Source organism: Anaerobacillus alkalidiazotrophicus (assembly GCF_001866055.1).
On the sequence record NZ_MLQS01000030.1, the window covers coordinates 315447 to 332750 of the forward strand.

14 protein-coding genes are annotated in these 17304 nt (G+C 35.0%); 13 read left to right on the forward strand and 1 reads right to left on the reverse strand.

The window, feature by feature from the left end:
* The first annotated feature begins 50 nt into the window (after nt 1-50).
* The 5 genes from accD to BKP45_RS17550 all read left to right on the forward strand — a co-directional run bounded on the left by accD (nt 51) and on the right by BKP45_RS17550 (nt 5875).
* Nucleotides 51-905 (forward strand): acetyl-CoA carboxylase, carboxyltransferase subunit beta, encoded by an 855-nt coding sequence (accD, locus tag BKP45_RS17530; RefSeq protein WP_071389879.1) that lies wholly within the window; start codon nt 51-53, stop codon nt 903-905.
* A 17-nt stretch (nt 906-922) separates the two neighbouring features.
* Nucleotides 923-1900: an acetyl-CoA carboxylase carboxyl transferase subunit alpha gene (accA, locus tag BKP45_RS17535; protein ID WP_071389880.1), complete on the forward strand. Its 978-nt coding sequence runs from the start codon at nt 923-925 to the stop codon at nt 1898-1900.
* Between the two features lie 200 nt (nt 1901-2100).
* Complete coding sequence (gene pfkA / locus BKP45_RS17540) at nt 2101-3060, forward strand: 6-phosphofructokinase (RefSeq protein ID WP_071389881.1); 960 nt, start codon at nt 2101-2103, stop codon at nt 3058-3060.
* Between the two features lie 118 nt (nt 3061-3178).
* The gene (gene pyk / locus BKP45_RS17545; protein ID WP_071389882.1) at nt 3179-4933 is read left to right on the forward strand and encodes a pyruvate kinase; all 1755 of its coding nucleotides are present in this window, start codon (nt 3179-3181) and stop codon (nt 4931-4933) included.
* Nucleotides 4934-5479: 546 nt separating this feature from the next.
* Nucleotides 5480-5875 carry an FxsA family protein gene (locus tag BKP45_RS17550; protein WP_071389883.1) on the forward strand — a complete coding sequence of 132 codons (396 nt, stop codon included), beginning with the start codon at nt 5480-5482 and terminating at the stop codon, nt 5873-5875.
* Between the two features lie 138 nt (nt 5876-6013).
* On the opposite strand, the gene ytvI is transcribed toward BKP45_RS17550, so the two are convergent.
* A complete protein-coding gene (gene ytvI, locus BKP45_RS17555; RefSeq protein WP_071389884.1) occupies nt 6014-7123 on the reverse strand; it encodes a sporulation integral membrane protein YtvI in 1110 nt (369 codons plus the stop codon).
* A gap of 183 nt (nt 7124-7306) precedes the next feature.
* On the opposite strand from ytvI, the gene BKP45_RS17560 reads away from it, so the two are divergent.
* From BKP45_RS17560 to hflC, 8 genes are all read left to right on the forward strand, one after another.
* Nucleotides 7307-7777 (forward strand): DUF441 domain-containing protein, encoded by a 471-nt coding sequence (locus BKP45_RS17560; RefSeq protein WP_071389885.1) that lies wholly within the window; start codon nt 7307-7309, stop codon nt 7775-7777.
* A gap of 641 nt (nt 7778-8418) precedes the next feature.
* Nucleotides 8419-9534: a citrate synthase gene (citZ, locus tag BKP45_RS17565; RefSeq protein ID WP_071389886.1), complete on the forward strand. Its 1116-nt coding sequence runs from the start codon at nt 8419-8421 to the stop codon at nt 9532-9534.
* 174 nt (nt 9535-9708) lie between these two features.
* Entirely contained in the window at nt 9709-10980 is a 1272-nt protein-coding gene (gene icd, locus BKP45_RS17570) for an NADP-dependent isocitrate dehydrogenase (protein WP_071389887.1), read from the forward strand.
* Nucleotides 10981-11332: 352 nt separating this feature from the next.
* Entirely contained in the window at nt 11333-12271 is a 939-nt protein-coding gene (gene mdh / locus BKP45_RS17575) for a malate dehydrogenase (RefSeq protein ID WP_071389888.1), read from the forward strand.
* 299 nt (nt 12272-12570) lie between these two features.
* The gene (locus BKP45_RS17580) at nt 12571-13293 is read left to right on the forward strand and encodes a response regulator transcription factor (protein WP_071389889.1); all 723 of its coding nucleotides are present in this window, start codon (nt 12571-12573) and stop codon (nt 13291-13293) included.
* A complete protein-coding gene (gene pnpS / locus BKP45_RS17585) occupies nt 13286-15058 on the forward strand; it encodes a two-component system histidine kinase PnpS (RefSeq protein WP_071389890.1) in 1773 nt (590 codons plus the stop codon). Before BKP45_RS17580 ends, pnpS begins: the two co-directional genes overlap by 8 nt.
* Nucleotides 15059-15362: 304 nt before the next feature.
* Nucleotides 15363-16328 (forward strand): FtsH protease activity modulator HflK, encoded by a 966-nt coding sequence (hflK, locus tag BKP45_RS17590; protein WP_071389891.1) that lies wholly within the window; start codon nt 15363-15365, stop codon nt 16326-16328.
* Entirely contained in the window at nt 16328-17257 is a 930-nt protein-coding gene (gene hflC, locus BKP45_RS17595; protein ID WP_071310067.1) for a protease modulator HflC, read from the forward strand. Before hflK ends, hflC begins: the two co-directional genes overlap by 1 nt.
* Nucleotides 17258-17304: the final 47 nt, after the last annotated feature.

Genomic DNA, 17304 nt, shown 5'->3' on the forward strand with positions numbered 1-17304 from the left:
TTATGAAAATTTTGATTGAATGTGATCTTGTCCAGTAGAGAGGTGTAACTGTGTTAAGAGATTTATTTTCTAAGAAAAAAAAATATGCGACGATTCCGTCTGAGCAGGCAAAAATGGATATTCCAGAAGGACTTATGACTAAATGTCCAAAGTGTAAAACGATTATGTATACGAAAGAATTGAAGAAAAATTTATATGTTTGTGATTCTTGTGGGTTTCACCATCGTATCACAGCTTATGATAGAATTAATAGCTTAGTTGAAGAAGGTACATTTATTGAATATGATAGTGACATGGTTTCCAAAGATCCGTTATCATTTCCGTCTTATCTAGAAAAAACGAAGGCTGATCGTGAGAAAACGGGGCTAAATGAAGCCGTTGTTACTGGACAAGGTCAAATGGCAAATATGACAATTGTTATTGCCGTTATGGATGCTCGCTTTAGAATGGGGAGTATGGGATCTGTTGTTGGAGAAAAAATTACAAGGGCTATTGAAAAAGCCATTGAGATACATGCGCCATTTATCCTTTTTTCTGCTTCAGGTGGAGCTAGAATGCAGGAGGGAGTATTAAGCCTAATGCAAATGGCAAAGACGAGTGCCGCCCTAAAAAAACTAAGTAATGAAGGTGGTTTATTTATTTCTGTTATGACACACCCGACAACTGGTGGTGTATCAGCAAGTTTTGCTTCACTTGGGGATTATAACTTCGCTGAGCCAGGTGCTCTAATTGGTTTTGCAGGGAGAAGAATTATTGAACAAACGATACGTCAAGAACTCCCGGAAGATTTCCAAACCGCTGAGTTTTTGTTAAAACACGGGCAATTAGATAAAGTAATTTCACGTTTGGAAATGAAACAGACATTAACATTTGTTTTAGATATACATCGCAATATTTACTCGTAAAAGGAGGTGTAGATAATATGGCCAATGAACTACATTTTGAAAAACCGATTATTGAATTAAAAACAAAAATCGAAGAGTTAAAAAAATTTACTGAAGATAAAGGTATAGATTTATCAGGAGAAATTGTTAAATTAGAAGAAAGACTACTTCAGCTTGAGAATGAAATATATGGCAACATGAAACCATGGGATCGTGTTCAAATCGCTCGTCACAGTGATCGCCCAACCACAATGGACTATATATCTTATATGTTTACAGATTTTATTGAATTGCATGGTGATCGTTTGTATGGTGATGATGAGGCTATTGTTGCTGGAATCGCTAAATTTAACGGGATGCCGATAACAGTCATCGGTCATCAGCGAGGGAAAGATACAAAAGAAAATCTACGCCGTAATTTTGGGATGCCGCACCCTGAAGGCTATCGAAAAGCCTTAAGACTTATGAAACAAGCAGAGAAGTTTAAAAGGCCAATTATTTGTTTTATTGATACAAAGGGAGCCTATCCAGGTAAAGCTGCAGAAGAAAGAGGGCAAAGTGAAGCCATCGCTAGAAACCTTCTTGAAATGGCGGGTATAACTGTACCGATTATTTGTATTGTTATTGGAGAAGGTGGAAGTGGAGGGGCGTTAGCCTTAGGTGTAGGTAACCATCTTCACATGTTAGAAAATTCGACATATTCTGTTATTTCACCAGAGGGAGCTGCTGCACTTTTATGGAAAGATGCATCTCTTGCTCAAAGAGCTGCTGAAACAATGCGAATTACAGCACCTGATTTAAAGGAATTGAACGTAATCGATGAAATCATCCCTGAAGTTAGAGGGGGAGCTCATAGGAACGTGAAAGAACAGGCGAATAAAATTGAAGAAGCAATCAAAAAATCGCTCTCTGAATTGGTAAAATATTCCGAGAAAGAGCTCGTTGAACAACGTTACGAAAAATTTAATAAAATCGGCGAGGTGGACCTTGTAAACGATACCATTGCGATTAAATAAGGAATTTGCTTTCTCTTTTTAGAGAAGGCATTTTTATTTGTCGATGGATGTCTATTGTCATTATGAAAAAGAAGTGTTATTTTAGACACGTAATGAAAATACTAGTATTAAAGTTGTTTTAATCAAAATGAACATTTTAATACTTTTAGTATAATAATTAATTGAAAACTACTTATTATTTAATTATGAGGTGAATTGGAATGAAACGTATAGGAGTTTTAACAAGTGGTGGAGATTCCCCAGGAATGAATGCTGCAATTAGAGCAGTTGTTCGAAAGGCTATTTATCACAATTTAGAAGTTTATGGTGTTTATAATGGTTATGCAGGTCTTATATCAGGAAATATTGAAAAACTTGAAATTGGGTCTGTAGGTGATATTATCCATCGTGGTGGAACAATGCTTTACACGGCACGTTGTGAAGAATTTAAAACCCTAGAAGGACAGAAAAAGGGTATTGAGCAATTAAATAAGTTTGGTATTGAAGCTTTAGTTGTTATCGGAGGAGATGGTTCTTTCCAAGGTGCAAAAAAACTTACTGAACATGGCTTCCCTTGTATTGGAGTTCCTGGTACAATTGATAATGATATACCTGGTACAGATTTTACGATCGGTTTCGACACAGCTCTAAATACGATCATCGAGGCAATTGACAAAATTCGTGATACTGCAACTTCTCACGAGCGTACATACGTCATTGAAGTAATGGGGCGTGATGCAGGAGATCTTGCTTTATGGTCAGGTCTTGCTGATGGCGCAGAAACAATTTTAATTCCTGAAGAAAATTATGACATGAAGGATATCGTTGCACGCTTAGAAAGAGGACATGCTCGTGGTAAAAAGCACAGCATTATTGTTGTGGCTGAAGGTGTAGGAAGTGGTATCGATATTGGACGAGTTATCCAAGAAGAAACAAGTTTAGAAACAAGGGTAACTGTTTTAGGTCATATCCAACGTGGTGGTACGCCTACTGCTTTTGACAGAGTATTGGCTAGCCGTCTTGGTGCAAAAGCTGTTGAATTACTACTAGATGGTTATGCGGGTAAAATGGTTGGAATCGAGAAAAATGAACTTGTTTTCCATGACATTGATGAGGCACTAGCTAAGGAACATACTCTTGATCAAGATCTATACCAATTATCAAAAGAATTATCCATTTAATTTGTAACATGCAGTAATTATGCCATACTTTATTCCTCTAATCAATAGGAATAGTATGGCAAAATAGAAAAAAAAGGCATAATTAATTAATTTATATTATTTAGGAGGAGTATTAATCATGAGAAAAACGAAAATAGTATGTACTATTGGTCCCGCAAGTGAAAGTTTAGAGAAATTAACCAAATTAATTGAAGCAGGTATGAACGTTGCAAGGTTAAATTTTTCACATGGTGATTTTGAAGAGCACGGGCAAAGAATTAAAAACATTAGGGAAGCAGCTGCTAAAGCTGGGAAATATGTTGCTATCTTATTAGATACAAAAGGTCCTGAAATTCGTACCAATAACTTCGAAAATGGAGTGGCAGAATTAAAAGCCGGTGAAGAAGTTATTGTATCAATGGAAGAAGTGATGGGTACCGCTGAGAAGTTTTCAATTACATACCCTGGTCTAGTTGATGATGTTCAAATTGGATCTAAAATTTTATTGGATGATGGTCTAATTGAATTAGAGGTTATCGAAATTGCGAAGAAAGAGCTTAAAACGAAAATTTTAAATAGTGGAGTTATTAAAAATAAAAAAGGTGTTAACGTACCGAATGTAAGCGTGAAACTTCCAGGTATTACTGATAAAGATGCTAATGACATTATTTTTGGTATTGAACAAGGTGTAGATTTCATTGCAGCATCATTTGTACGTCGTGCTTCAGATGTATTAGAAATTCGTGAATTGCTTGAAAAACATGATGCAGGACACATTCACATCATTCCAAAAATCGAGAATCAAGAAGGTGTGGATAACATTGATGAAATTCTTGAAATTTCTGATGGGTTGATGGTTGCACGTGGAGATTTAGGTGTAGAAATTCCAGCAGAAGAAGTACCTCTTGTACAAAAAGAATTAATTAAAAAGTGTAACTTCTTAGGTAAACCTGTTATAACAGCTACACAAATGCTTGACTCTATGCAACGTAACCCTCGTCCGACACGCGCAGAAGCTAGTGACGTTGCGAACGCAATCTTTGACGGAACAGATGCTATTATGCTTTCGGGTGAGACTGCAGCTGGTGATTATCCAGTAGAGTCTGTACAAACAATGAATAATATTGCTTTACGTACAGAAGCAGCATTGAATTATGGAGAATTATTAAAGTCTAAAGGTAAAGAAAGTCAAAGAACTGTTACGGATGCAATTAGTCAATCTGTTGCACATACAGCTTTAAACTTAGAAGCAGCTTCAGTTGTAACTGCAACTGAAAGTGGACATACAGCAAGAATGATTTCTAGATACCGCCCTAAATCACCGATTCTTGCAGTAACTCATTCAGAGGATGTGTGTCGTAAATTAGCGCTTGTTTGGGGAGTTCTTCCTCAACTTGGAACAAAAGCTAGTACTACAGATGAAATGTTAGAAATAGCTGTTTCAGAAGCGGTAAAAACAGAGTTTATTGACCATGGTGACTTAATTGTAATTACTGCAGGCGTTCCTGTTGGTGAAACTGGAACTACAAATTTAATGAAAGTTCATGTTATAGGTGAAGTAGTAGCTAAAGGACAAGGGATTGGACGTAAAACAGCAACGGGGAAAGTAGTAGTGGCAAAAACAGCTGCAGATGCTAATGCTAAGATGCAAGAGGGAGCTATCCTTGTAACTGTAGGTACAGATAAAGATTTAATGGGAGCATTTGAAAAAGCTGTTGCTGTAATTACCGAAGAAGGTGGCTTAACAAGTCATGCTGCAGTAGTTGGGTTAAATCTTGGAATCCCAGTTATTGTTGGAGTACCTCAAGCTACGGATCAGTTTGAAGACGGTGATGAAATTACTGTAGATGCAACTCGTGGCAATATTTATAAAGGTCATACAAGTATCCTATAATTAAGGTGAAATAAAAGAGGGTATCCCGATAGTTTGACTCTTGGGGTGCCTTCTTTTTTATAAGGTAAGAAAGTATAAAATTTCTAACTTAGAAACTGTCTAGCGCAAGCAGCCTACGAGCTCGGTCACTTCAGTCAAGCAACTGACTTCAATTACCACTTGAAATTCTTCGTTGATTAGCTTCATGCAGCTTTGCTCCTGCGATTACTCGTCGCACAAAACACTGCTTCGAGAAAGCTTACTACGAAGCAGTACTTGAAGACGCAGAAGCACGTAAGAAGCCAAAGAGCAGCTTCTGTCAAAGGCCGCCCCAGTGAAGCTACTACTTGGATTACTTCGAAGCGGCTTTGCTCTTGAGCAAACGGAGTGGCACAGGAGCAGCTGCTCGTGACCAAGGCGCTTGCGCTTTTCTTGTAAAGAAACACTTAAGGTGAAAAGCTTAATTCAAGTTATCTCTGTTTAAGGTTTCACCCGAGTATTAATCTAGAATATAATAGGGGAACATAACTAACTCAATATTATTGTTAATAAAGGAGTACTTAAGAAATGTTGAAATTCCTTATTTTACTTTTAATTATTATTCCAACATTGGAAATTGCCGTACTTGTTCTTTCGGGTAATACAATAGGCATTCCTTGGACGCTATTACTAGTTATATTTACAGGGGTATTAGGTGCGTGGTTAGCAAAAAAAGAAGGACTACAAACCATTCGCTTAGCCCAACTTCAATTACAACAAGGGCAAATACCTAGTGGCGTTTTATTAGATGGATTATGCATTTTAGTTGGAGGTGTTGTATTATTAACACCTGGTTTCATCACAGATGCTTTAGGTTTTTTTCTATTAATACCCCAAACTAGAGCAATAGCTAAAGCGTTTCTTCAGAAAATATTCAATAGCATGATTAAAAATGGCTCTATTGTTTTTATTAATAGGCGATAACGATGATAGATTTTAATTCTTTTTAAGACAAAAAGGCTGTTTATAAAAGTTTCGACTCATTTAACATGTAGAAAGTGTACCTATGCAATTTCTACCGTCGTTATTGTGATGAGACTTATTAGAACAGCCTCTTTTAATCTAAACTTTAAATATATACCGCTTTAAATCTCGAAAAACATTCGCTTTTTGTAATGCTTGAATAAAGACTAAGAGAACAGGACCAATAATTAATCCTAAAAAACCAAACAGTTTATAACCAACAAACAAAGACAGTAGCGTTGCTAATGGATCAACACCAATATTTGAAGACAAAACTTTTGGCTCCGTTAATTGTCTTTGAATTACTACGATACTATATAAAATCGAAAGTCCAATTGTAAGTGGAAGTTGACCAGAAAAGAACGTATAGAATATCCATGGTATAAATATTAAACCGGTACCTATATATGGCAGTAAATCTACAATAGCAATGATAAATGCAATGGTAATAGGGTAGTCTACTTTTAGAAGTATTAGGCCGGCTAAAACAATAAAACAGGTAATAGAAATGAGTGTTAGCTGAGCAAAAAGGTATCCAATAAATGCTTTTTTAAGGCTATTCATAACATCTTTAGTTCTAGAGGCAATGAAGTTAGGTGTCCACTTCCGGTAGAAAAAAACCAATTTATACCAATCTTTGCTAATGAAGAACGTTGCTAATAAAGAAAAAATAATAACAGTAGCTAAATTAGGTAAACCTAGTAAAAATTCAGAAATACCACTTAAAATTGAGTGAATGGATGTTGAAGCTGCATTGGTAATTTGAGTTGTTACTGTTTCAATATATGTTAACACTGTTACTTGATTTTCATGATCTAAAGAATAAAATATTGTTATTATCTTGTCGTAAATCGGGATAACTTTTTCGGTGAAAAGCTCTTTTAATTCAAAAATTAATTTTTGAAAATGGAAAGGAACTGACTGTGATAAATAATTAGTCCCCATAATAATTTCAGAAATTAATATCGTTATGGAACCAATAAAGATACCAATAATGATAAATAATACAAGAGAAACCGATAGCCATCTAGCAACTCTAAACTTTTCTTGAAAAAAGTTTACAAAAGGATTTATCAAAAAAGCAATGGTGAGTCCTATAATGAAAGGATAGGCGGTTCTAAAAGCAAAATAGCTTGATAGTACTCCGATAATTATAACTGAAATTACTACAAGGAATCTTAATAGGATTTGAATATAGTTTGAGTTCATCTATCCTCTCCCTTTCTGACGGACTTCATATTACTAACATATGGCTTGGTTCATTTTTTAGAAGTTAAATGGACAATGTTTTATGAGACTTATTAATATTAAAATTCTTGAGAGTTGGCTCAAATTTATTTTGTATGATAAGATTATCTATGGATATGTTTATCAAGGAAGGATGCATCATTTTTGATATCACAGGCAACTGTTTTTATGTTTATTTTACTTTTCGTAGGACTAATTGCTAAAAATCAGTCATTAATAATCGCAGTAATAGCTTTATTAGCTATCAAGTGGATAGGTTTAGGTGAAAAAGCCTTTCCGATATTACAGGAAAAAGGAATACATATAGGCGTTACGATAATAACAATAGCTGTACTTGTTCCTATTGTCACCGGACAAATAGGATTTAAGGAATTGAATGAAGCAATGAAATCAACTTATGCCTGGATAGCACTTGGTGCTGGGATTTTTGTTGCTGTGATTGCAGCTAATGGTGTAGAGTTATTAAAAACTGATCCCCATATAACTGCAGCACTTGTATTTGGAACAATATTAGCAGTCGCACTTTTTAATGGTGTAGCTGTAGGTCCATTGATTGGAGCAGGAATTGCTTATATGGCAATGAAAATTGTTGAATTAATTAGTAGATTAGGGTAATAAAATAACTTTTGATAAAATATAAACGTATAGACCTATAAAGTTGGAAAATTATCTAACTCTAGTGTCATCGGCTAAAAAGCTTTTTTCCCTCATATAAGAAAAGTCGAGACCAAAAGCTTAACTCGACATCTTCTAAATCTCATGAGACTTCATTACAAGTTTTTTATGTCGTTGAACAAGGTTCCTTGTGCGGTTTTAATTTTCGTAACAATTTAAATAGTCGGAATTTATTTTTAAATAAACGTTCACAAATCTGTGGAAACTGTTTATAATTAAATTTGGTTGGGAATTTTTTAAACATTTTTCTTCTAGAAACAGGGCTTCTGGGCAAGTCCACAAGTAAATGCCTTAGTTTTTCTTATACTTTAATTTTTGTAGTAGCAAGATAATCCTTCCTTAAAGTATAAAAAAGACTAATTTCAAAAAGTCAACAGGAATCATTTGGATTTTCTGACGTTTTTATTAACAATGTCATTTTTTTATAAAGTGTCTTATTTTTAATCATTTCCCTAATCAATAATAGCTTAGTAGATAAAAACGTCAAAATAAAACTGGCAAACGACTTTTTGAAAGGCTCCTTCATTTCTATGCATGAAAAAGTATGAAGAAACAATCTATTGTAAAGGAGAGGTTGAAGAATGAGCGCAACTCGTGGTCTAGAAGGTGTTGTTGCAACAACGTCGAGTGTAAGTTCGATTATTGATGGAGTTTTAACCTATCATGGATTTAATATCGACGATTTAGCACACTATGCCAGTTTTGAGGAAGTAGTATTCTTATTATGGAATGGACGTCTTCCTAAGGAACAAGAATTAAAGCAGCTTACTGAAGAATTAGCTAGCTATGCTGAAGTGCCGCAAGGTGTAATTGAACAAATGAAGATGTACCCACTCGATAAAATTCATCCAATGGCTGCTTTACGTACTGCAATATCAATTTTGGGGTTATACGACCCCGAAGCTGATGACTTGTCAGAAGCAGCGAATAGACGTAAAGCTCTAAAACTTCAAGCTCAAGTACAAACGGTCGTGACAGCGTTTTCTCGCATTCGTGAAGGTAGAGAACCTGTAGCGCCGCGGAAAGACTTAAGCTTTGCCGCAAACTTTTTATATATGCTAAAAGGTGAAGAACCTGATGAAATCTCTGTAAATGCATTCAATAAGGCGTTAGTTTTACATGCTGACCACGAATTAAATGCATCGACTTTTACTGGACGTGTATGCGTAGCAACTTTATCTGATATATACTCAGGAGTAACAGCAGCCATCGGTGCACTAAAAGGACCACTTCATGGCGGAGCAAATGAAAGAGTAATGGCAATGCTTATGGAGATAGGTGAGGTTAATAACGTTGAACCTTATATTATGAATGCTTTGAGCAATAAGGTTAAAATTATGGGATTTGGTCATAGAGTATACAAAGATGGGGACCCGAGAGCAAAACACTTAAAAGAAATGTCAAAAAAATTAACAACGATCACTGGAGAACCAAAGTGGTATGAAATGTCTGTGAAAATTAACGAAATTGTAACAAGTGAAAAAGGCTTATTACCGAATGTTGATTTCTATTCTGCAAGTGTTTATCATAGCTTAGGAATTAAACATGATCTGTTTACTCCGATATTTGCTATAAGTAGGATGTCAGGATGGATTGCACATATATTAGAGCAATATAGTAACAATCGCTTAATTAGACCGCGCGCTGAATACGTGGGTCCAGAAAAACAAGAATATATTCCAATTTCCAAACGTTAATTTGTTGTGTTAGGGAGTATGATAATCATGGATAAAAGAAAATTTATGATTAGTAATGAAAAGCAAAATAACTCAGTACGATTATTAATTGAGAAACTCTTGATTGCTGATTAAGTTGCTTTTCATACTCCCATTACATATCTCAGTAAAATAGACTTTTAGGAGGAATTCATAATGAGTAAAGGTGAAAAAATTACTGTTCAAGGTGGCGTTTTGAACGTACCTAACAATCCGGTAATTCCATACATAGAAGGTGACGGCATTGGTCCAGATATTTGGGCTGCAGCTTCTCGTGTATTAGATGCTGCTGTTGAAAAAGCATATAATGGTGAAAAGAAAATTGTTTGGAAAGAAATCTTAGCTGGTGAAAAAGCATATGAGCAAACTGGGAATTGGCTTCCAGAAGAAACGTTAGAAGCGGTTAGAGAATATATAATTGCTATTAAAGGACCATTAACAACTCCAATTGGTGGTGGTATTCGTTCATTAAATGTAGCGCTTCGACAAGAGTTGGATTTATACACTTGCCTTAGACCAGTAAGATATTTTAACGGAGTTCCTTCTCCGGTTAAAAGACCGGAAGATACGAATATGGCGATTTTCCGTGAAAACTCAGAAGATATTTACGCTGGTATTGAGTGGCAAGCTGGTTCTGAGGAAGTGCAGAAAGTTATTAAATTCTTCCGTGAAGAAATGGGTGTTTCTAAAATTCGCTTTCCGGAAACTTCAGGTATTGGGATTAAGCCAGTTTCTGAAGAAGGGACTGCTCGCTTAGTTCGTGCAGCAATTGAGTATGCAATTAAAGAAGGCCGTAAGAGTGTAACGCTTGTTCATAAAGGAAATATTATGAAATTTACAGAAGGAGCCTTCAAAAATTGGGGTTATGAGTTAGCTGAGAAAGAATATGCTGATAAGGTATTTACTTGGGCTCAATATGATAAACTAGTTGAAAAAGAAGGACAAGAAGCAGCGAACAAAGCACAAGCCGAAGCTGAGGCAGCTGGAAAAATAATTATTAAAGATACAATTGCGGATATTTTCCTACAACAAATCTTAACTCGTCCAAAAGAGTTTGATGTAGTTGCAACGATGAATCTAAATGGTGATTATATTTCTGATGCGTTAGCAGCTCAAGTTGGTGGAATTGGGATTGCTCCGGGTGCTAACATCAACTATGAAACAGGACATGCTATCTTTGAAGCTACTCACGGGACAGCACCTAAATATGCAGGATTAGATAAAGTAAATCCTTCTTCTGTTTTACTTTCAGGGGAGTTAATGCTTCGTCACCTAGGGTGGAATGAGGCAGCTGACCTAATTATGGCTTCAATGGATAAGACAATCGGTGAAAAAGTAGTCACTTATGACTTTGCTCGATTGATGGACGGAGCGACAGAAGTAAAATGCTCAGAATTTGCTAATGCATTAATTAGTAACATGAAGTAATACAACTATCGTTTAGTTAAGTTGACTCATATAGAGTAGTGTACTCCGAAGGTTAAGGGACATATATAAATGTTCCTTTACAATGGAAACACATACTCGTTTTGAGTCAACTTTTTTTTCGTGAAAGCAATGATTCGAGTATGTATAATAGATGTAATTTAACGATACACTTTACAAGCTTCTGTAAATGATTAATGAAATTTACCATCAAATATGCTGAGTTTATAAATTTAGTTACTATCAAGAGTAGATTATTTCTTTTAATAATAAGTAACATTGGTTCTCGCGGCAACATATGGGCCATATTTATTAATGTGGATACTTAAACTAAAAAGGATTGGAGTGAGAAGGGATGGCAATTAAAAGACGAAAGATCTCTATTATTGGTGGCGGATTCACAGGAGCGACAACTGCTTTAATGGTAGCTCAAAAGGAATTGGGTGATGTTGTATTATTGGATATCCCGCAAATTGAAAATCCAATTAAAGGAAAAGCGTTAGATATGTTAGAAGCGAGTCCCGTACAAGGCTTTGATGCGAATATTGTTGGTACTTCAAATTATAAAGATACTGCTCATTCTGATATTGTCGTAATTACTGCTGGAATTGCTAGAAAACCTGGTATGAGTCGAGATGATTTAGTTAATACAAATGCAAAAATAATGAAGGCGGTTACTAAGGAAGTTGTAAAATATTCACCTAATTGTTATATAATTGTGCTTACTAACCCAGTTGATGCCATGACATACACAGTTTTTAAAGAATCTGGATTTCCGAAAAATCGTGTAATGGGGCAGTCGGGAGTTTTAGATACAGCACGATTTCGTACATTTGTTGCCCAAGAACTAAAAGTATCAGTAGAAGACATTAGTGGTTTTGTTTTAGGAGGACATGGTGATGATATGGTTCCTCTAGTTCGTTATTCGTATGCAGGTGGTATTCCTTTGGAGAAACTAATTAATGGCGAACGCTTGAATCAGATTGTACAACGTACTCGAAAAGGTGGTGGGGAGATCGTAAATCTATTAGGTAATGGTAGTGCTTATTACGCACCAGCTGCATCTGTTGTGCAAATGGTAGAAGCGATAATAAAAGATAAGAAAAGAATTATCCCAGCAATTGCCTATTTGGAAGGTGAATACGGGTATCAAGGTCTTTATTTAGGAGTACCCACAAAAATAGGTGGAGACGGTATTGAAAAAGTGTTTGAATTAGAATTAACTAATGAAGAAAAAAATGCCTTACAAAAATCAGTTCAATCCGTAAAAAACGTAATGAACGCATTGGAATAAATCGTAAAAAAGTTGGTCACTTCAGAAAAGCAATGGACTTCAATAACTACATGAAATACGTTGTTAAATATAGCTTTTTACAGAATTAATATTAGAAAAATCCGGTTATACCACCAACCGGATTTTTCTATGTTAAATAATCACGTAAATTTATTTCGTACAATTTGATCACTATATTATGTATAATAGAAAAAACAAGTTTAAATTATGACTTTGGGGTTAAGTATTAACTTTCGAAACAGTTACAAAACAACGACTATGGTGGGGGCCATAGCGATTATCAGGAGGAAATATATAAAATGGGTCAAAGACTATTAGTTGTTGATGATGAAGATTCAATCGTTACTTTGCTGCAATTTAATTTAGAACAAGCTGGGTATGAAATTGAAACAGCAATGGATGGAAGTACAGCTTTTAAAAAAGCGAGTGAATTTAATTTTGACTTAATCATATTAGATCTGATGATTCCAGAAATGGATGGGTTGGAAGTTTGTAAACAGTTAAGGCAAAATAAAGTTAGTACTCCAATTTTAATGCTTACCGCGAAGGATGATGAATTTGATAAGGTATTAGGCTTAGAGCTTGGTGCAGATGATTATATGACAAAGCCTTTTAGCCCAAGAGAGGTTGTTGCACGTGTACGAGCTATCCTTCGACGTGTAAGCCAAAACCAGGATGAAAAACCAAAAAAAGACACTATAAAAAAGGATTTATTAAAAATTGGAGAAGTAGAAATCTTCCCTGAGAATTACGAAGTATATTATCAAGGGAATCAGCTTGAATTAACACCAAAAGAATTTGAGTTATTATTGTACCTTTCTAACAACAAGGGGCGAGTCTTAACAAGAGATCAACTCCTTAATGCTGTTTGGAATTATGAATTTGTTGGAGATACACGGATTGTTGATGTTCACATTAGCCACTTGAGGGAAAAAATTGAGCCAAATACAAAAAAACCTATCTATATTAAAACAATTAGAGGTCTAGGCTATAAACTTGAGGAGCCGCAATTTAATGCATAAATATAGATTGAGGTTAACTCTATCATTACTTATAGCAATATTTATAGTATTAGTTGGTTTAGGTTTTTTTCTAGGTCAACTAATTAAAGAATTTTATTTTAATCAATTGAGTGAAAGGGTTTCAAAAGAAGCGAAAATAGTAGCAATAAGTATATTAGAAACGGGATTAGGTCATCGTGACCTTCATTCAATTGTGAAGGATATGGGAGATCAGTTAGCTGCTAGAATAACCATCATTGCTGATGATGGAGAGGTTATTGCGGAAACTGATACTGACCCAGGTACGATGGAAAATCATTATTATAGACCTGAAATCAAGGATGTTAGGGAATTTGGGGAAGGACAAGCAATTCGCTATAGTAGTACGGTTGGTGCCGATTTACTTTATTATGCTGTTCCTCTTATTGAAGGTGAACAAATAATTGGTTACGTTCGCTTAGGGATCTCAATACATGTCCTAGATGAAGTCCACAAGAAAATATGGGGTTTATTACTTGTTAGTTTTACAATTGCTTTTTTAGTTATTGTTTTACTTAGTTCTAGAATTACAAATGAAATGGTTAAACCGATAGAAGAAGCTACTTTAGTAGCTAAACAACTTACTCATGGTAACTTTAAAGTGAGGGTTTCTCACGGGAAAAATGATGAAACTGGTCAATTAAGTCAATCACTTAACGTCCTAGCCCAAAATTTAGATGAAGTGACTCGTACATACCAGGTTCAACAAGAACGTTTAGAGACATTAATTGAAAACATGGATAGTGGACTAATCTTGATAAATAATAAGGGTGAAATAAGTCTCATAAACAAATCCTGTAAAATAATTTTTCAAGAAGATGTAGACTCTTGGTTAAACAAGGTTTACCATAGTGTAATTATTCATAAACAAATTATTAAAATTGTTCAAGAACTATTTTTAACCGAGAAAGGGCAGAGAAAGCAAGTTGTTTTGCCAATTCAATTAGAAATGCGCCATTTCGATGTTCAGGGAGCTCCAATCATTAGTAGTGGTGGAAAAGAGCGTTTAAAAGGGGTTGTATTAGTCTTTCATGATATTACCGAATTGAAGAAACTAGAACAAATGCGTAAAGATTTTGTGGCAAATGTATCTCATGAATTAAAAACACCCGTAACTTCAGTTAAGGGGTTTACAGAAACATTATTGGATGGAGCTGCTAATGATGAAGTTTTAAGAAATCGCTTTTTAAAAATAATATGGGAAGAAAGTGAACGACTCCAAAGTTTAATTCAAGATTTACTTGATCTTTCTAAAATAGAGCAAAGTCAATTTCAGCTAAATTGGCAACATGTTGATTTAAGTTTACTCACTGACGATGTTATTATAATGCTTAGTAATAAAGCAAAGAAAAAGGAAATACAGATTTCAAAGGTAATAGAAGGTTTAACTTCTATTGAAGGAGATCCTTTAAGAATTAAACAGATAATGATCAACCTCGTTAATAATGCTATCATGTATACACCCAAAGGTGGGAGTATTGTAATAAGTATTAAGGAAAATACCAAAGAAAAGGTACTTTTTTCTGTTAAAGATACTGGAATTGGTATCAGTAAAAGCGAGACTCTTCGTGTATTTGAACGTTTTTATCGAGTTGACAGAGCTAGAAGTAGAAACTCTGGTGGAACAGGTCTTGGTCTTGCCATTGTAAAGCATTTAGTTGAAGCTCATCATGGTGAAATTAGGTTAGAAAGTGAAATAGGAAAAGGGTCGCAGTTTACAATTTCTTTTAATAAGAAACAGAGGTAAATATATACTTTCTTTACAAAGAATTAACATTAAATTCAATGTTAATTTACGTTAGATAAGTATAATTTCAATTGTGAACTGTTTCGTAAGCAATTTTAGCTATTGATGCATAGTGACAAAATTGTTTAACAGCCCCTTTGTTAGGTGTGAAAGCCCCCTTAGCTTTCCACCTTTTTTTATTCTCAATTTTTGTAGAAAAAAATTTAGGTAATAAATTGGTAAGTTACGAAACTTTTATTATAGTATAATCGTAAGTATAATTAATAAAATGATAGAAAATACAAACTTAAGAGGGGGCAAATTAATGGTAACTATGAAGCAAATAATAGTTGGCTTCTTTTCCTTAGTTGGAATAGCTATACTAGCCTTGTTTTTAGTAACAGGTTGGTACATAGTCGACGAATCAGAACAGGCAGCACTTATTACATTCGGTAAAGTAGATGACCATATTACAGAGCCAGGTCTAAAATTTAAATTACCATGGCCAATTCAACGCGTTGAAATTTTATCTAGAGGAACATTCACAACTACTGTAGGTTATGATGAAAGAGATGGAGAAGTTATTGAATATCGTGACGAAGCGAAAATGATTACAGGGGACGAAAACATTCTCCTTGCTGATTTAGTTGTACAGTGGCGTATTACAAACCCAGAAAAGTTTTTATTTAATTCAAATGACCCTGAGCAAATATTGTTTAGTGCAACATCTGCGTCACTACGTGGGATTATAGGTAGTTCAAGAATTGATGATGCACTAACAGATCAACGTCCTGAAATTGAAGCTCAAGTTTGGGATTATTTAGTAGCGTTAATTGAGGATTACGATATTGGTATTTCAGTTATGGACGTAAAATTACAAGATGTTGAACTTCCAAATGATGAGGTTCGTAGTGCATTTATGGAAGTTACAGATGCTCGTGAAGAACGCTTGACTAAAATCAATGAAGCGAATAAATACAGAAACCAAAAAATAAATGAAGCAAAAGGTGAACAAGACGCAATCATCTCTAGGGCAGAAGGTACTAGAACAGAAAGGCTTGAACGTGCTCGTGGTGATGTAGCAAGGTTTGAAGCACTTTATAATGAGTATTTAATTAGTCCAGAGGTCACGAGAAGTCGACTTGTCATTGAGACCTTAGAGAGAGTTTTGCCAAGCACAGAAATTTACATTATGGATGAAAGTAGTGATACGGTAAAATATTTACCTATTAGATCACTAGAGCGTAATCCATCCACTGCTACAACAGCAAGTGAAGGGAGTGGAAACTAATGAGTGAAAAAATAATTGATTTAAGTGAGCGTAAACCATCAGACGAATGGAAGAAATATTCAAAGTTTGGTATTGTTTTGGTTGTTTTAATAGGATTAATTACATTTATTTCTAATAATTTGTTTATTGTTGAACAAGGTGAGTTTAAAGTTGTTAGACAATTTGGTGAAGTAGTAAAAGTTATTGATGAACCGGGTTTAAATGTAAAAATTCCTTTTATACAATCTGTTTCAACATTAACAAAAAAGCAAATGGTTTTGGATGTTGACCCAACGGAAATTAATACACGTGATAAAAAGCGTATCTTAGTAGATAATTACGCTATTTGGAGAATTGACAACCCACAGCTAATGATCGCAAACGCTCAAACAATTGACCGTGCTGAAGCGATTATGATGAACTTTATTTACTCTGTAATTCGAGCTGAACTTGGTCAGCTAAATTATGACGAAATTATTAATGATGAGAAGTCATCTCGTGGAAGCTTTAATGACAGGGTACTAAATCGTGTTAATGAATTGTTATTACGAGATAATTACGGTATTTCAGTAACTGATGTAAGAATGAAACGTACAGATTTACCTGAGGAAAACGAACAAGCTGTATATCGTCGTATGATATCTGAACGAAACTCAATTGCACAAGATTATTTATCACAAGGGGATGCTGAGGCAAACCGTATTCGTGCGAACACAGATCGTGAAGTAAAAGAAATCGTAGCTAAAGCTAATGCTGATGCAAATGAAATTATCGGTGAAGGGGAAGCTGGGGCTGCCCAACTTTATAATGACGCGTTTAGCAAGGATATTGAGTTCTATAACTTATATCGAACACTACAAAGTTATGAACATACAATTGATGATCAAACTGTTATTGTACTTCCTGCCGATGCACCATACGCACGTATATTAATGGGTTATACTCAATAACTCAAGTCCTTTCTCCGGCTAGCTTTAAAATGATAAATAGAGTATAT